Source organism: Streptomyces sp. NPDC055025, from assembly GCF_053608565.1.
Genome location: NZ_JBSGVS010000038.1, coordinates 17,625 through 31,805 on the forward strand (window position 1 = coordinate 17,625; position 14,181 = coordinate 31,805).

The window sequence follows — 14,181 nt, forward strand, 5'->3', positions numbered from 1 at the left end:
CGGTCCGGACCCGCCCGTCTCATGCCCCCGGCCGCCAGTCCGGGCGCCGGCCGCTCAGACCGATCACCCGGTCCAGCAGCGGGGCATCCTCGGGCAGCTCGACGGGCGGGCCGAACAGCCCGTCAGGTCCGGGACCGCTCCGCGCCGACGCCGCCGCGGCGGCCAGCATCGTGTACGAGACCCGCAGGCCCGCCTCGTCCGGCGCGTACTCCTGACCCGTGCTCCGCGCGAGGTCCCAGCCGTGGACCAGGACCTCGTTGAGCCCCACGACCGCCGTCACCTCCCCCGGCAGCTCGACCCCGCCGACCCGGGTGCCGCCCTGCCACGCCCCGGGCGCCCGCCAGGCCTCCGCCATCTCGTCGAGCTGCCGGGGCAGCACCTCGCGCCAGTCGTCGGGCGGCACGGGCAGAGCGCTGTCCGGCGGTGTGTCCGTCGTCGGCCCCAGCTCCTTCCGTGCCGCGTCCCGGAACGCCACGGTCAGCCCGGTGAGATGCCCGAGCAGTTCCCGCACGGTGTACGCGGGACAGGGCGTGGGCCCGGTGAGCTGTTCCTCGCTGATACCACCCACCAGCCCGGCCACGGTCCGGCAGACGGGACCGAGATCGAAGGGGGCGGTCTTGAAGTTCGTATCCATACAGAGGTCGACCGGTCCCGTCGCCGGAACTCATCGGACGCGAACGGATTTGGGACGGTTGTCTCGAAGGGTGGTCGAATATGGCTGGAAATAATCCCTCGCATGTACGATCCACTCGTTCCAGACCCGACAGCGACAACGCGCGCCGGATCGAACCTTTTACGCAGACCGGAGCGAGTTACGCATGTCCGTACAAACCCGTGCTTCCGTGGCGGCCATAGCCGCCGCACAGACTGGTTTTGACGCCTGGCGTGCCTCACGGCAGACCGCCGTGACCGGGCCCCTCGGCAATCTGGCGCTGGTCGAGACCCGTTGGCTGGCTCCCGGCGCCGACGCGGCCGAGGAGTCGGCGCGCGCCACGGTGTCCGACGGTGTGACGGTCACCACAGTGGGGCGGACCAATCTCCATACCGGTGAGCCGGAGCACGCCCTGCGCTTCTGGGACGCCGACGCCCCGGCGGTGCGGCACTTCTCACATATCGACGCCTACCCGTTCCACCCCGGCTGGGTGGTCGAGGCCGCCTTCACCCCCGTCGCCTCCGACCGGCGCGTGCCGTTCGAGCACATCAGGGACAGCGGAGGCAGCCGGGAACTGGTCGTCCCCGGCGACATCCACGTCACACTGGACGGCGTGGACCACACACTGTCGGCCTTCGACGACGACGGGACGCTTCTCCTGGTCTTCGGTGACCCGACGAATGGCGATGACACCTATGGCGCGGGCCGCTTCCTGTTCGTCCCGCACGAGGGGGAGAGCGAGACCGTGATACTCGACTTCAACCGCGCCTTCGTGCCGCCGTGCGGCTTCTCCGCTCAGTACAACTGTCCGTTGCCGCCCCGGCAGAACCGGCTGAACCTGCCCGTCGAGGCGGGCGAGAAGGTCCCGGTCTTCCGCGGCGGCTACTCCGTCCACTGAGCTCACCCACGGCACCACAGCCGGACCCGTCGCCCCTCGCGGGACCTCCGTCCGGCCGTTGATCTGGAGTAGAAGAGATGAGAAAGTCCGTACCGCTGCTCGGCGGCACCTTGGCGGTCACCCTGTCCCTGGCCCTCACCGCCTGCGGCTCGGGAACCGACAGCAAGAACACCACACCCGCCGGCTCGTTCGACAAGAACGCGACGATCGGCGTCGGATCGCTCTACGAACCGCAGAATCTGGACAACACCGCAGGCGGCGGCCAGGGCGTGACCGAGGCGCTCAACGGCAATGTCTACGAAGGGCTGTTCAAGCTCACCGACGGCGGCAAGGTCGAGAACCAGCTCGCCAAGGACTACACCGTCAGCCCGGACGGCCTCACGTACACCTTCAAGCTGCGCGACGGTGTCACCTTCCACTCGGGCAAGAAGCTCACCTCCGCGGATGTGAAGTACAGCATCGAGAAGGTGACCGCCGAGAACTCCCAGTCGGCGCGCAAGAGCAGCTTCGACGTGATCAAGTCGATCGCGACCCCCGACCCGGCCACGGTCGAGGTGACGCTGTCGTCCAAGTCGATCTCGTTCGTCTACAACCTCAGCTATGTGTGGATCATCAACTCCGAGGCCAAGGACCTCAAGACCTCGGAGGACGGCAGCGGTCCCTACAAGCTGGACAAGTGGACCCGGGGCTCCGCGCTCAGCCTGGACCGCTTCTCGGGCTACTGGGGCACGCCCGCGGCCAACGCGAAGGTCGTCTTCCACTACTACAAGGACGCCACCGCCCTCAACAACGCGCTGCTCACCAACGCCGTGGACGTGGTGACCAGCGAGCAGAGCCCGGACGCCCTCGACCAGTTCAAGAGCAACCCGGCCTACAAGGTCAACGACGGCAAGTCGACCACCAAGCTGCTGCTGGCCTTCAACGACAAAGTCAAGCCGTTCGACAACGTCAAGGTCCGCAAGGCCGTCAGCTCGGCGATCGACAACAAGAAGCTCCTTGAGTCGGTGTGGGGCGACCACGGCACCCTGATCGGCTCGATGGTCCCGCCGACCGACCCCTGGTACGAGGACCTCACCAAGGTCAACCCGTACGACGAGGCGCTCGCCAAGCGGCAGCTCGCCGAGGCCGGCTACGCCAAGGGCTTCGACTTCACGCTCGACACCCCGAACTACGACCCGCACCCGACGGCCGCCACCTTCATCAAGTCGGAGCTGGCCAAGGTCGGTATCAATGTCAAGATCAACATCATCACGCCGGACGAGTGGTACACCAAGGTCTACAAGAACCACGACTTCAGCGCGACGCTCCAGGAGCATGTCAACGACCGCGACATCGTCTGGTACGGGGACCCGGAGTTCTACTGGGGCTATGACAACAAGCAGGTCACCGAGTGGGTCAAGCAGGCCGAGCAGTCGGACACCACCGACGAGCAGACCGCGCTGCTGAAGAAGGTCAACACGCAGATCGCGCAGGACGCGGCCAGCGACTGGCTGTATCTCTACCCGCAGATCGTGGTGGCCTCCACCAAGCTGTCGGGCTACCCGCTCAACGGTCTCAACTCGCAGTTCTACGCCTACGGCATCAAGAAGAGCTGATGCCCTCCGCCGCCGTGCGGGTCCGGTCGCCCCACCGGACCCGCGCGGCGGAACCCCCGCTGTGGTCGGTATCCCCGTTTCCGTCGATCGGTCCTCCTCCCTGATGATCTCGTACCTGCTGCGGCGGCTGGCCTTCCTGGTCGGCTCCCTGTTCCTGGCCGGCGTGGTGATCTTCCTGCTGCTACGGCTGCTGCCCGGCGATCCCGCGAACTCCCTGCTCTCCGTCGGCGCCACCCCGGAGCAGATCGCCGCGGCCCGGCACGAGATCGGCTCGGACCGGCCGCTGCCCGAGCAGTTCGTCACCTGGCTCGGCCAACTGGCCACCTTCGACCTGGGGAACTCGTTCATCAGCTCGCTGCCGGTCGCCCCCGAGATCACCTCCCGGCTCGATGTCACCGTGCCGCTGACACTGCTCTCCTTCCTGCTCGCCGTGGTGATCGCGGTCCCCGTCGGTTTTGTCGCCGCCCACCGCTCGGCCACCTGGTACGGCACGCTGATCAGCGGAGTCTCCCAACTGGGCATCGCCGTACCGGTCTTCTGGATCGGGATGATCCTCATCACCGTGTTCGCGCTGCGCCTCGGCGTGCTGCCCGCCGGAGGCTTTCCGCAGGACGGCTGGGCGCGGCCGGGGGAGGCGCTCACCTCGCTGGCCCTGCCGGTGATCACCGTCGCGCTGGTGATGTCCGCCTCGCTCATCCGGTACGTACGGTCCGCCGCCCTGGATGTCCTCGGCAGCGACTATCTGCGTACGGCCAGGGCGCTGGGCTCGTCCTTCCACCATGCGATGTGGCGCCACGGGATGCGCAACGGCGCCGTACCGGTCGTCTCGGTCCTCGGTATCGAACTCGCCACGACCCTGCTGGGCGCGGTGGTCGTCGAGACGGTGTTCGCGCTGCCCGGTCTGGGCAGTCTGCTCGCACAGGCGGTCGCCCAGCACGACTACCCCACGGTCCAGGGGGTGCTCTTCGTGAGTACCTTCGCCGTGCTGGTCATCGGATTCCTCAGTGATGTCGCGCAGCGGCTCATCGATCCCCGGTTGCGGGGCCGGCTGTCGGGAGGTGCCCGATGAGTGAGCGGACCGAGGCGGTCGCCAAGATTTCGGGGCAGGCCTCAGGAGAGACCTCGGGGCAGGCCTCAGGGCAGGCCTCCGGGCCGGGTGCGGGTCCGGGCTCCGGTCCGGGCTCCGGGCCCGTACGGACGCGTCGTTCACCGGCGCTGGCGGCCGGATGCGTCCTGGTGGGGCTGATCGTCGCGGTCGCGCTGGTCTCACTGTTCTGGGTGCCGTACGCCCCCGACGACACCACGGGCGGCCGGCTCATGTCACCCGGGCTGCCGCATCTCCTCGGCACGGACAAACTCGGCCGCGATCTGCTCACCCAGCTCATGACCGGCGCGCGTATCGCCCTGGAGGCCGGTCTCGGCGCGATCGCGATCGGCGCGGCTCTCGGCGTCTGCGCCGGACTGGCCGCGGGCTTCGCCACCCGCTGGCTGGACGACACCCTCTCCACGCTGCTGGATGTGCTGATCGCCTTCCCCACCCTGCTGCTGGCCATGCTGATGGTGGCGGCCCGGTCGGCGTCGCTCAGCTCGGCCGTCCTCGCCATCGGACTCGCCATGACCGCGGTGGTGGCCCGGCTGACCCGGATCCTGGTCAAGCGGGTGCTGGCCCAGGACTACATCACGGCGGCCCGTACCTCGGGCACGTCATGGCCACGGGTCATCACCGGCCATGTGCTGCCGAACATCTGGCCCACCCTGGTGGTGAATCTCGCCCAGCAGTTCGGTCTCGCCGTCATGGCCGAGGCGAGTCTGTCGTTCCTGGGGCTCGGCGCCCCGCCGCCGAACGCCTCCTGGGGACGGATGCTCCACGAGGCGCAGGCGACCGTGTTCACCGCTCCCACCGGGGTCATCGCCCCCGGAGTGCTGCTGGTCATGCTGGTCGTCGGGGTCAATCTGATCGCCGACGGGCTGCGCGACACGCTGGACCCGACCCGGCGGAGGACCCGATGAACACGCCCGACCCGCAGGTGCCCGGCTCACAGGTGCCCGACCCGTACGCGTCCGACTCGCGGGAGTCGGACCCCCGGACGCCCGACCCCCGGACGCCGGGTGCGCAGGCGTCCGAGGCGAAGGTGCTCGATGTCAGGGGGCTGACGATCCGTACCGACCAGGGCCGGGCCCTGGTCTCGGATCTGTCGTTCTCGATCGACGCCGGCTCCCGGCTCGGACTGGTCGGCGAGTCAGGCTCCGGCAAGTCCCTCACCGCGCTCGCCGTCCTGGGCCTGCTGCCGCCCGGGATGACCGCCTCCGGCAGCGTCGTCCTGCGCACGGCCGCGGACGGACCCGGCACCGAGGTCATCGGCGCGACCGAGCAGCGGCTGACCGGTCTGCGCGGCCGGGCCGCCACGGTCGTCTTCCAGGAACCGCTCACCGCGCTCGACCCGCTGATGCGGATCGGCGGCCAGATCGCCGAGCCGCTGCGCCGGTGGCGCGGGCTGCGCGGAGCCGCGCTGCGCCGCGCGGTGGAGGAGGCGCTCGACCAGGTACGGCTTCCCGAGCCGGAGCGGATCATCCGCGCCTATCCGCACGAGATCTCCGGCGGGCAGCGCCAGCGGGTGGCGCTCGCCATGGCCCTGGCCTGTGAACCGGCCCTGCTGATCGCGGACGAGCCCACCACCGCCCTGGACGTCACCGTCCAGTCGGAGGTGCTGGCGCTGCTGGACGGACTGGTCGCCCAGCGGGACATGGCGCTGCTGTTCGTCAGCCATGATCTGGCGGTCGTCTCCGCCGTGACCGACCATGTCCTGGTGCTCAAGGACGGATCGGCCGTCGAGTCCGGGAGCGTGGACGACATCGTGCGGCGCCCCCGGCACCCGTACACCCGGGATCTGGTGGACAGCGCCCGGCATCTCGAAAGCGCACTGGAACGGATCGTCCGATGACCGCCCCGCTCCCCGCCGCCCCGGCGGTCCTGTCCGCGCGTGACGCGGGTTTCGCCTATCGCGGCTCGCCCCCCGTGCTGCACGGTGTCTCGCTCGACATCACCGCCGGCCGCAGCGTCGGACTGGTCGGTGAGTCGGGCGCCGGCAAGACCACGGTGCTCCGGCTGCTGCTCGGCCTCACCCGGCCCACCAGCGGACGGATCCTGTTCGACGGGGACGAACTCAGGATTCGCGACCGTGAATTGATGCGCCGCTTCCGCCGGGGCGTACAGAGTGTGTTCCAGGACCCGTACTCGTCGCTCGACCCCCGTCAGCGGGTCGGCGGGATCGTCTCGGAGCCCCTGCGCTCGCTCGGGCTGAGCGGGCCCAGGGGCGACGATCCCCGGGTCGCCGCGGCGCTGGAGGCCGTCGGTCTGCCCGCGGACGCGGCGGGCCGGTATCCGCACGAGTTCTCCGGCGGCCAGCGGCAGCGCATCGCGATCGCCAGAGCCACCGTGTGCGAGCCACGGGTGCTGCTGGCCGATGAGCCGGTGAGCGCTCTCGATGTCACCACCCGGGTCAGGATCGTGGATCTGCTGATCGAGCTGAAGGAGACGCGAGGGCTGACCATCGCGATGGTCTCGCACGATCTGTCGGTGGTGGCGGCGCTCTGCGAGTGGACGGCGGTGCTGGAGCACGGCCGGATCGTGGAGCAGGGCGGGACGGCCTCGGTCCTGGGATCGCCCTCCCACCCTTACTCGCGGCGGCTGATCGCCAGCGTGCCGAGGCTTCCCGCGCCGGAAGAAGCCTGACCGCCTGACCGCCCGACCGCCCGGAGCGCCGGGCGGTCGGGGCCGGCGGTTCAGCCGCGCAGCTGCTCGTACGCGGGGAGCGTGAGGAAGTCCGTGTAGTGGGCGTCCAGGGCCACCGTCAGCAGCAGATCATGGGCCTGCCGCCACTTCCCGGCCGCGAAGGCCTCGTCGCCGATCTCGGCGCGGATCGCGGTCAGTTCCTCGTCGGCGAGCGCGCGGGCGAGTTCCGGAGTGGCCCGCAGGGTCCGCCCGTCGTGCTCGAACTCCACACCCGCGTTGATCCACTGCCAGATCTGGGAGCGGGAGATCTCCGCCGTGGCCGCGTCCTCCATCAGATTGAAGATCGCGACCGCGCCCATGCCGCGCAGCCAGGCCTCGATGTACCGGATGCCGACCTGGACGGCGTTGCGCAGGCCCTCGTACGTGGGCCTCGCGTCCAGCGAGTCGACGGCGATCAGATCGCCGGCCGCGACGGAGACGTCCTCGCGCAGCCGGTCCTTCTGGTGGGGCCGGTCGCCGAGGACCGCGTCGAAGGAGGCCATCGCGATCGGCACCAGATCCGGATGGGCGACCCAGGAGCCGTCGAAGCCGTCGGCGGCCTCGCGGTCCTTGTCCGCCTTGACCTTCTCGAAGGCGACCTTGTTGACCTCGGCGTCGTGCCGGGACGGGATGAAGGCCGCCATGCCGCCGATGGCGTGCGCCCCGCGCTTGTGGCACGTACGGACGAGCAGTTCGGTGTACGCGCGCATGAACGGGGCCGTCATCGTCACCGCGTTGCGGTCGGGCAGGACGAACTTGGCACCGCCGTCACGGAAGTTCTTCACGATCGAGAAGAGATAGTCCCAGCGGCCCGCGTTGAGCCCGGAGGCGTGGTCGCGCAGCTCGTAGAGGATCTCGTCCATCTCGTACGCGGCGGTGATCGTCTCGATCAGCACGGTCGCGCGCACCGTGGATCGCGGAATGCCCACATAGTCCTGGGCGAAGACGAAGACGTCGTTCCAGAGGCGGGCCTCCAGATGCGACTCCGTCTTCGGGAGGTAGAAGTACGGGCCCTTGCCCAGCTCGATCAGGGTCTTCGCGTTGTGGAAGAAGTACAGACCGAAGTCGACCAACGCTCCGGGCACCGGCACTCCGTCCACCTGGAGATGACGCTCCGCCAGATGCCAGCCGCGCGGGCGCATCACGACCGTCGCCAGCCGGTCCGCGTCCTTCAGGGCGTACGACTTGCCGGAGCGCGGGTCCGTGAAATCGATACGGCGCGCGTAGGCGTCCATCAGATTGAGCTGGCCCAGGACCACGTTCTCCCAGGTGGGGGCCGAGGCGTCCTCGAAGTCCGCGAGCCAGATCCGCGCGCCCGAGTTGAGCGCGTTGATGGTCATCTTGCGGTCCGTCGGGCCGGTGATCTCCACCCGCCGGTCGTCGAGCGCGGCGGGCGAGGGGGCGACCCGCCAGCTCTCGTCCTCGCGGATCGCCGCCGTCTCCGGCAGGAAGTCCAGGCCGGCGGTACGGGCGATCTCGGCGCGGCGCTCGCCACGGCGGGCGAGCAGTTCATCGCGCCGGGGAGTGAACCGCCGGTGCAGCTCCGCCACGAAGGTGAGGGCCGCGTCGGTGAGCACCTCGTCCTGCCGGGGCAGGGGTTCGGCGTCGACGACGGCAGCCGGGGACGGCGCTGGTGCGGACATGAGCTGTCACTCTCCTTCGCGGGGGGCCTTCGCGGGGGGTGCGCCCGGCGGCCGGCGGTTCACCTTGGACGGCACGGGGTGCCATGGCGCCGGGATACGGTCGCGGGCGTCGGCCGAGGGGTCGGACGCTCTGACCTGTGGATAGTAGTTTCCTCATGGTGGAAGTTCAATGGTCTGTTGATATCGAGAGTCTTCGGTTCGACGGATCATGGCGCGGAGTGCCAGGGGAGACCGAAGGACTCCCGAGGCCCTCCGCGAAGACCGCCCGGACGGGACCTACTGATCCAGCTGCGACAGATCCTCCTCCGTGTCGATGTCGTACGCCTGCGCGACATCCCCGCACTCGACCAGAACGATGTCGCTCTCATGCGCCCTCAGATAACCGCGTGCCCCGCGGTCGCCCTCCGCATCCGCCGCGATCTCCGCCCACCGGCGGGCGCCGAACAGTACGGGATGGCCCCGCCGTCCGTCGTACGCGGCCGACACGAGCGCGTCGGGACCGGTGTACGCGGCCAGCACCCGGGCCACCGCCGCCGGGCCGATCCCCGGCTGGTCCACCAGGAGGACGAGCGCCGCCCCCGCGTCCGTACCGAGCAGCGAGATCAGCCCCGCGCGGAGCGAGGACCCCATGCCGTCGGTCCATCGGGGGTTGTCGACCAGGACGCATCCCGCCAGCTCGGCCCGGTCCCGCACCCGGTCCGCCGCGGCCCCCAGCACCACATGCACCGGAGCGCAGCCCCCCTCGCGCAGGGTGTGCGCGGCGTGCTCGACCAGCGGGCGGCCCCGATGGGCCAGCAGTGCCTTCGGCCGGCCGCCCAGTCTGCGCCCGCCGCCCGCGGCGAGCAGCAGTCCGGCGACGACGGCCGGGTCCATGGCATCGCGCGCGCCGGTGCTGCCGTTGTCCGTCCCTGCCATGGTCCCTGCATACCGCATACGCGCGGGGTGTGCCGAGATCTGGTCCGCCGTGATCATCGGGTGTTCTGTCCCCATTCCACTCGGATTCCCGCTGTATTCCGTCCCTGGAGTGGCGCGTACCGCGCGGAATGGCGTTAACTTGCCCGCGAACCTTGGCGCTTGACCACCGTCCGGGAACCGGAATGTCAGCGCGAGGGTGTGCCGACACAAGAATGTGCGGGCACGAGGGGCAAGGGGGGGAAGCTTTGTTGCAGAGCGTGGGGCAGACGCCGGTGACAGAGAAGCCGGTGGCAGAGAAGGACGAGGACCCGAGAGTGGCGGGCCTGGACGGAGCCGTTTCCCGGCTCCGGCGTGAACTGGGCGGTTATCCGGTCGAGTTCAGGGACCGGGCCATCGCGGAGGACGAACTGGCGGCGCTGGCCGCGATGGTGGCGGACGGTGCTCCGGACGTCTCCCGTATGCGCCGTTCGCTGCTGCTGATCGTGGGTTCGATAGGTTCGGTCAGCGCGCTGGGACCGGCGCTGATGGGCGTACGGAACGCGGTCGACCTCTTCGGAGAGGCGCCCCGGCCGCGCCGGTAGGCGCGCTCTCGATCGCCGGGGTGACCGGGAGAGCCGGGTATCTGGAGGTCAGCGGGCCTCCCGGAGACCGGCAGGCCGTATCGGAGATCGGCCGGGCGGGCCGCGCACCGGCCCGCCCGGCCATCTGCGCGCAACGGGCTCCCGGACCGCGGGGCGGGGACGGGGTCCCGGACGGCCAGGCCGACCGCCGCACCACACCCGGTCCTCGGCCGGCTCAGCCCTGTGCGGTCGTGCTCGCCAGCACCTCCGAGAGATCCCGTGCCACCTCCTGGAGCACCGGGACGATCTTCTCCATGGCCTCCTCCGTGACCCGGCCCGCCGGTCCGGAGATCGAAATGGCCGCCGCCGTCGGGGAGTTGGGCACCGGCACCGCCAGACAGCGGACCCCGATCTCCTGCTCGTTGTCGTCGACCGCGTATCCGGCCCTGCGGACCAGTTCCAGGGCCTCCAGAAAGCCCTCGGGTGTCGTGATCGTCTTCTCGGTGGCGGCCGGCATCCCCGTACGGGCGAGCAGGGCACGGACCTCCTCCGTCGGCGCGTGCGCGAGCAGCGCCTTGCCCACACCCGTGGAGTGGGGCAGCACCCGGCGGCCGACCTCGGTGAACATCCGCATCGAGTGCTTGGACGGGACCTGTGCGACATAGACGATCTCGTCGCCGTCGAGCAGCGCCATGTTCGCCGTCTCGCCGGTCTCCTCGACCAGCCGGGCCAGATACGGCCGGGCCCAGGTGCCCAGCAGCCGGGACGCCGACTCGCCGAGCCGGATCAGCCGCGGGCCGAGCGCGTACCGCCGGTTCGACTGCTGGCGCACATAGCCGCAGGCGACCAGGGTGCGCATCAGCCGGTGGATCGTCGGCAGCGGCAGCCCGCTGCTGGCGGACAGCTCGCTCAGGCCGACCTCGCCGCCCGCGTCCGCCATCCGTTCGAGCAGGTCGAAGGCGCGCTCAAGGGACTGGACGCCGCCGCTGGCGGGGGCGGATTTGCCGGCGTCGGCGGTACTGGCGCTGGAGGACGGCACGTCAACGGTCCTTTCGGAGCAGGTGGGGCCGAACAGGCAGCCTACCGGGCCGTGCGGCCCGGCAGGAGCCGACCGAAGGGCGTCCCTGCCGGTCAGATGGTCCCTCCGGGGCCGAGCGACACCCTGTCCGTGTCCGTTCGGGCTCTGTCCGGGCTCTGTCCCTGTTCTGGCTGCGGTGTCTGTCTGCATTCTGCTTGGTGAAATCTGATTTCCGCTCCATGGAAGTGACCCAGTCTAGCGCGGCGGGGTCCGTCCTGGGCGGGTGCCCTGGAAATGTGGTCTTGACGGGCTGGGATCCGGAGTGAAGACTCCTTCAACAGTTCGTTGAATTCATGCTTCGAACGCGTGCTTCGCCGGAGACAGCGGCGACAGCGGCGACCGTGAAGTGGGCGACAGCGAAGTGAGGGCACAGGTGTCCGAGGTGAACCTGGTACTGCGGTCGACACGCGTCATCACCCCCGAGGGGACCCGGGCCGCCTCCGTCGCCGTCGCCGGCGGACGGATCGAGGCCGTCCTGCCGTACGGAGCCCCGCCGCCGGCGGGCGCCCGGCTGGAGGACGTCGGGGACGATGTCGTCCTGCCCGGACTGGTCGACACCCATGTCCATGTGAACGATCCGGGACGCACCGAGTGGGAGGGCTTCTGGACCGCCACCCGCGCCGCCGCGGCCGGCGGGATCACCACGCTGCTGGACATGCCCCTCAACTCGCTGCCGCCCACCACCACCGTCGCCCATCTCCGCGCTAAACAGCGCGTGGCGCGTACGAAGGCCCATGTCGACGTGGGTTTCTGGGGCGGCGCGATCCCCGGCAATCTCAAGGATCTCCGGCCGCTGCACGACGCCGGGGTCTTCGGTTTCAAATGCTTTCTGTCGCCCTCGGGGGTGGAGGAGTTCCCCGAACTGGACCAGGAGCGGCTCGGGAGTTCACTGGCCGAGATCTCCGGTTTCGGCGGACTGCTGATCGTCCACGCCGAGGATCCCCATGAGCTGGCCGCCGCGCCCCTGCGCGCCGGTCCCGCGTACGCCGACTTCCTGGCGTCCCGGCCGCGCGGCGCCGAGAACGCGGCGATCGAGGGACTCGTCGCGCTGGCCGGGCGGCTCGACGCCCGGGTGCATGTGCTCCACCTCTCCTCCTCGGACGCGCTGCCGCTGATCGCCGAGGCCAAGCGCGCGGGAGTGCGGATCACCGTCGAGACCTGTCCGCACTTCCTCACCCTCACGGCCGAGGAGGTCCCGGACGGGGCGACGGAGTTCAAGTGCTGTCCGCCGATCCGGGAGGCCGCGAACCAGGACGCGCTCTGGCAGGGGCTCGCCGACGGCACCATCGACTGTGTCGTCTCCGACCACTCGCCCTGCACCGCCGATCTGAAGACGCCCGATTTCGCCGCCGCCTGGGGCGGTATCTCCTCGCTCCAGCTCGGTCTTCCCGCGATCTGGACCGAGGCGCGCGCCCGGGGCCGCACGCTGGAGGACGTCGTCCGCTGGATGTCGGCGGGGCCCGCCGCGCTCGCGGGACTGACCCGTAAGGGCGCCGTCGAGGCGGGCCGCGACGCCGACTTCGTGGTGTTCGCGCCCGACGCGGCCTTCACCGTGGACCCGGCCGCCCTGCACCACCGCAACCAGGTCACCGCGTACGCGGGCAAGCGCCTGTACGGAGTCGTCGGATCGACCTGGCTGCGCGGCACGCGGATCCTCCATGACGGCGCCTTCGCCGAACCCTCCGGCCGACTGCTCGAAAGGAACGACTGACCGTGTCCGAAGCCGAAGCCGAAGCCGAAGCCGCAGCTGAGGCCGGAGCCGGGACCGGAGCCCGTGCCGCCGCGTCGTCCGGTCCCTCCCCCGCCCGCATCCCGCCCGCCTTCGTCGCGCCCTCCTTCACCGGCGACGCCCGGCCGTACGGCGGTGGCGACCCGTACGCCGACTACCGCACCGCGGACTTCCCCTTCGCGCACCTCACCGATCTCGCGGACCGGCGGCTCGGCGCCGGAGTCGTCGCCGCGAACGACGAGTTCTTCGCGGAGCGCGAGAATCTGCTGAAGCCGGAGCGCGCGGAGTTCGACCCCGAGCGCTTCGGGCACAAGGGCAAGATCATGGACGGCTGGGAGACCCGGCGCAGACGCGGCACGGGCGCGGACCGGCCGCATCCCGCCGACGAGGACCACGACTGGGCGCTGATCAGGCTCGGCGCCCCAGGCGTCATCCGCGGGATCGTCGTCGACACCGCGCACTTCAGGGGCAACTATCCGCGGGCGGTCTCGGTGGAGGGCGTCTCACTGCCCGGCTCCCCGTCGCCCGGGGAACTGCTCGCGGACGGGGTGGAGTGGACGGTGCTGGTGCCCCGTACGCCCATCGGCGGCCACGCCGCCAACGGTTTCACGGTCGACGCGGAGCGGCGCTTCACCCATCTCCGGGTCATGCAGCACCCCGACGGCGGGATCGCCCGGCTGCGGGTGTACGGCGATGTCGCGCCCGATCCCGGCTGGCTCGGCGTCCTCGGTACGTTCGATGTCGTCGCGCTGGAGAACGGCGGCCGGGTCGAGGACGCCTCCGACCGCTTCTACTCGCCCCCCGTCAACACCATCCGGCCGGGCCGCTCGCGCAAGATGGACGACGGCTGGGAGACCCGGCGGCGCAGGGACAAGGGCCACGACTGGATCCGCTACCGGCTGGCGGAGCAGGCCGAGATCCGCGCGGTCGAGATCGACACCGCGTATCTGAAGGGCAACGCGGCGGGCTGGGCGGCGCTGTCCGTACGCGACGCGGGGCCATCCGGCAGCGGGGTATCCGGCAGCGGGGCATCCGGCGACGGGCCCGGCGCCGGGCCCGGCGACTGGACCGAGATCCTGCCCAGGACCCGGCTCCAGCCCGACACGAACCACCGCTTCGCCCTGCCCGAGCCCGTGGTGGCGACCCAGGTACGGATCGACATCTACCCCGACGGCGGCATCTCCAGGCTGCGGCTCTTCGGTTCCCTCACCGAGGAAGGCACGCGCCGCCTCACGGCCCGCCACCGGGAACTGGACGGCTAGCCCCTAGCCCCTGGCCCCGGGCCCCGGGCGCCGGGCGCCGCGAGCGTTTCGAAAGTCGTGACCTGCGCGACTTTGGT

The 14,181-nt window shown here is 70.5% G+C and carries 13 protein-coding genes; 9 read left to right on the forward strand and 4 right to left on the reverse strand.

Annotation, left to right across the window (positions count from 1 at the left end; all coding sequences use genetic code 11):
* Positions 1–19 precede the first annotated feature (19 nt).
* Positions 20–634, reverse strand: a complete 615-nt coding sequence (locus ACWGDX_RS22995) for a TIGR03086 family metal-binding protein (RefSeq protein ID WP_453628305.1) — start codon at positions 632–634, stop codon at positions 20–22.
* A gap of 184 nt (positions 635–818) precedes the next feature.
* On the opposite strand from ACWGDX_RS22995, the gene ACWGDX_RS23000 reads away from it, so the two are divergent.
* The 6 genes from ACWGDX_RS23000 to ACWGDX_RS23025 all read left to right on the forward strand — a co-directional run bounded on the left by ACWGDX_RS23000 (position 819) and on the right by ACWGDX_RS23025 (position 6,878).
* Positions 819–1,550, forward strand: coding sequence for a DUF1684 domain-containing protein (locus tag ACWGDX_RS23000; protein ID WP_453628307.1), 732 nt, complete (start codon positions 819–821; stop codon positions 1,548–1,550).
* A gap of 77 nt (positions 1,551–1,627) precedes the next feature.
* The gene (locus ACWGDX_RS23005) at positions 1,628–3,145 is read left to right on the forward strand and encodes an ABC transporter substrate-binding protein (RefSeq protein ID WP_453628308.1); all 1,518 of its coding nucleotides are present in this window, start codon (positions 1,628–1,630) and stop codon (positions 3,143–3,145) included.
* A 103-nt stretch (positions 3,146–3,248) separates the two neighbouring features.
* Positions 3,249–4,214, forward strand: coding sequence for an ABC transporter permease (locus ACWGDX_RS23010; RefSeq protein WP_453628310.1), 966 nt, complete (start codon positions 3,249–3,251; stop codon positions 4,212–4,214).
* Positions 4,211–5,155: an ABC transporter permease gene (locus ACWGDX_RS23015; protein ID WP_453628312.1), complete on the forward strand. Its 945-nt coding sequence runs from the start codon at positions 4,211–4,213 to the stop codon at positions 5,153–5,155. The genes ACWGDX_RS23010 and ACWGDX_RS23015 overlap by 4 nt, the downstream gene beginning before the upstream one ends.
* Entirely contained in the window at positions 5,152–6,087 is a 936-nt protein-coding gene (locus ACWGDX_RS23020; RefSeq protein ID WP_453628314.1) for an ATP-binding cassette domain-containing protein, read from the forward strand. Before ACWGDX_RS23015 ends, ACWGDX_RS23020 begins: the two co-directional genes overlap by 4 nt.
* Positions 6,084–6,878 carry an ABC transporter ATP-binding protein gene (locus ACWGDX_RS23025; protein ID WP_453628316.1) on the forward strand — a complete coding sequence of 265 codons (795 nt, stop codon included), beginning with the start codon at positions 6,084–6,086 and terminating at the stop codon, positions 6,876–6,878. The genes ACWGDX_RS23020 and ACWGDX_RS23025 overlap by 4 nt, the downstream gene beginning before the upstream one ends.
* A 50-nt stretch (positions 6,879–6,928) precedes the next feature.
* Here the strand turns inward: ACWGDX_RS23025 and aceB are convergent, their stop codons facing one another.
* Both aceB and ACWGDX_RS23035 read right to left on the reverse strand, forming a co-directional pair.
* Positions 6,929–8,560 (reverse strand): malate synthase A, encoded by a 1,632-nt coding sequence (aceB, locus tag ACWGDX_RS23030; RefSeq protein WP_453628318.1) that lies wholly within the window; start codon positions 8,558–8,560, stop codon positions 6,929–6,931.
* Positions 8,561–8,836: 276 nt separating this feature from the next.
* Complete coding sequence (locus ACWGDX_RS23035) at positions 8,837–9,475, reverse strand: nucleotidyltransferase family protein (RefSeq protein ID WP_453628320.1); 639 nt, start codon at positions 9,473–9,475, stop codon at positions 8,837–8,839.
* A 245-nt stretch (positions 9,476–9,720) separates the two neighbouring features.
* Between ACWGDX_RS23035 and ACWGDX_RS23040 the strand changes: the two genes are divergently transcribed.
* The gene (locus ACWGDX_RS23040) at positions 9,721–10,056 is read left to right on the forward strand and encodes a DUF5955 family protein (RefSeq protein ID WP_453628322.1); all 336 of its coding nucleotides are present in this window, start codon (positions 9,721–9,723) and stop codon (positions 10,054–10,056) included.
* A gap of 214 nt (positions 10,057–10,270) precedes the next feature.
* Here the strand turns inward: ACWGDX_RS23040 and ACWGDX_RS23045 are convergent, their stop codons facing one another.
* On the reverse strand, positions 10,271–11,074 hold the full coding sequence (locus ACWGDX_RS23045; RefSeq protein WP_453628324.1) for an IclR family transcriptional regulator: 804 nt from the start codon (positions 11,072–11,074) through the stop codon (positions 10,271–10,273).
* 412 nt (positions 11,075–11,486) lie between these two features.
* Between ACWGDX_RS23045 and allB the strand changes: the two genes are divergently transcribed.
* Positions 11,487–12,824 (forward strand): allantoinase AllB, encoded by a 1,338-nt coding sequence (gene allB / locus ACWGDX_RS23050; RefSeq protein WP_453628326.1) that lies wholly within the window; start codon positions 11,487–11,489, stop codon positions 12,822–12,824.
* Positions 12,825–12,922: 98 nt separating this feature from the next.
* The gene (gene alc, locus ACWGDX_RS23055; RefSeq protein ID WP_453628416.1) at positions 12,923–14,104 is read left to right on the forward strand and encodes an allantoicase; all 1,182 of its coding nucleotides are present in this window, start codon (positions 12,923–12,925) and stop codon (positions 14,102–14,104) included.
* Positions 14,105–14,181 lie beyond the last annotated feature (77 nt).

Coding starts and splice junctions, on each gene's coding strand:
- ACWGDX_RS22995 (WP_453628305.1), bottom strand. CDS start 634: ATGGATACGAACTTCAAGACCGCCCCCTTCGATCTCGGTCCCGTCTGC.
- ACWGDX_RS23000 (WP_453628307.1), top strand. CDS start 819: ATGTCCGTACAAACCCGTGCTTCCGTGGCGGCCATAGCCGCCGCACAG.
- ACWGDX_RS23005 (WP_453628308.1), top strand. CDS start 1,628: ATGAGAAAGTCCGTACCGCTGCTCGGCGGCACCTTGGCGGTCACCCTG.
- ACWGDX_RS23010 (WP_453628310.1), top strand. CDS start 3,249: ATGATCTCGTACCTGCTGCGGCGGCTGGCCTTCCTGGTCGGCTCCCTG.
- ACWGDX_RS23015 (WP_453628312.1), top strand. CDS start 4,211: ATGAGTGAGCGGACCGAGGCGGTCGCCAAGATTTCGGGGCAGGCCTCA.
- ACWGDX_RS23020 (WP_453628314.1), top strand. CDS start 5,152: ATGAACACGCCCGACCCGCAGGTGCCCGGCTCACAGGTGCCCGACCCG.
- ACWGDX_RS23025 (WP_453628316.1), top strand. CDS start 6,084: ATGACCGCCCCGCTCCCCGCCGCCCCGGCGGTCCTGTCCGCGCGTGAC.
- aceB (WP_453628318.1), bottom strand. CDS start 8,560: ATGTCCGCACCAGCGCCGTCCCCGGCTGCCGTCGTCGACGCCGAACCC.
- ACWGDX_RS23035 (WP_453628320.1), bottom strand. CDS start 9,475: ATGGCAGGGACGGACAACGGCAGCACCGGCGCGCGCGATGCCATGGAC.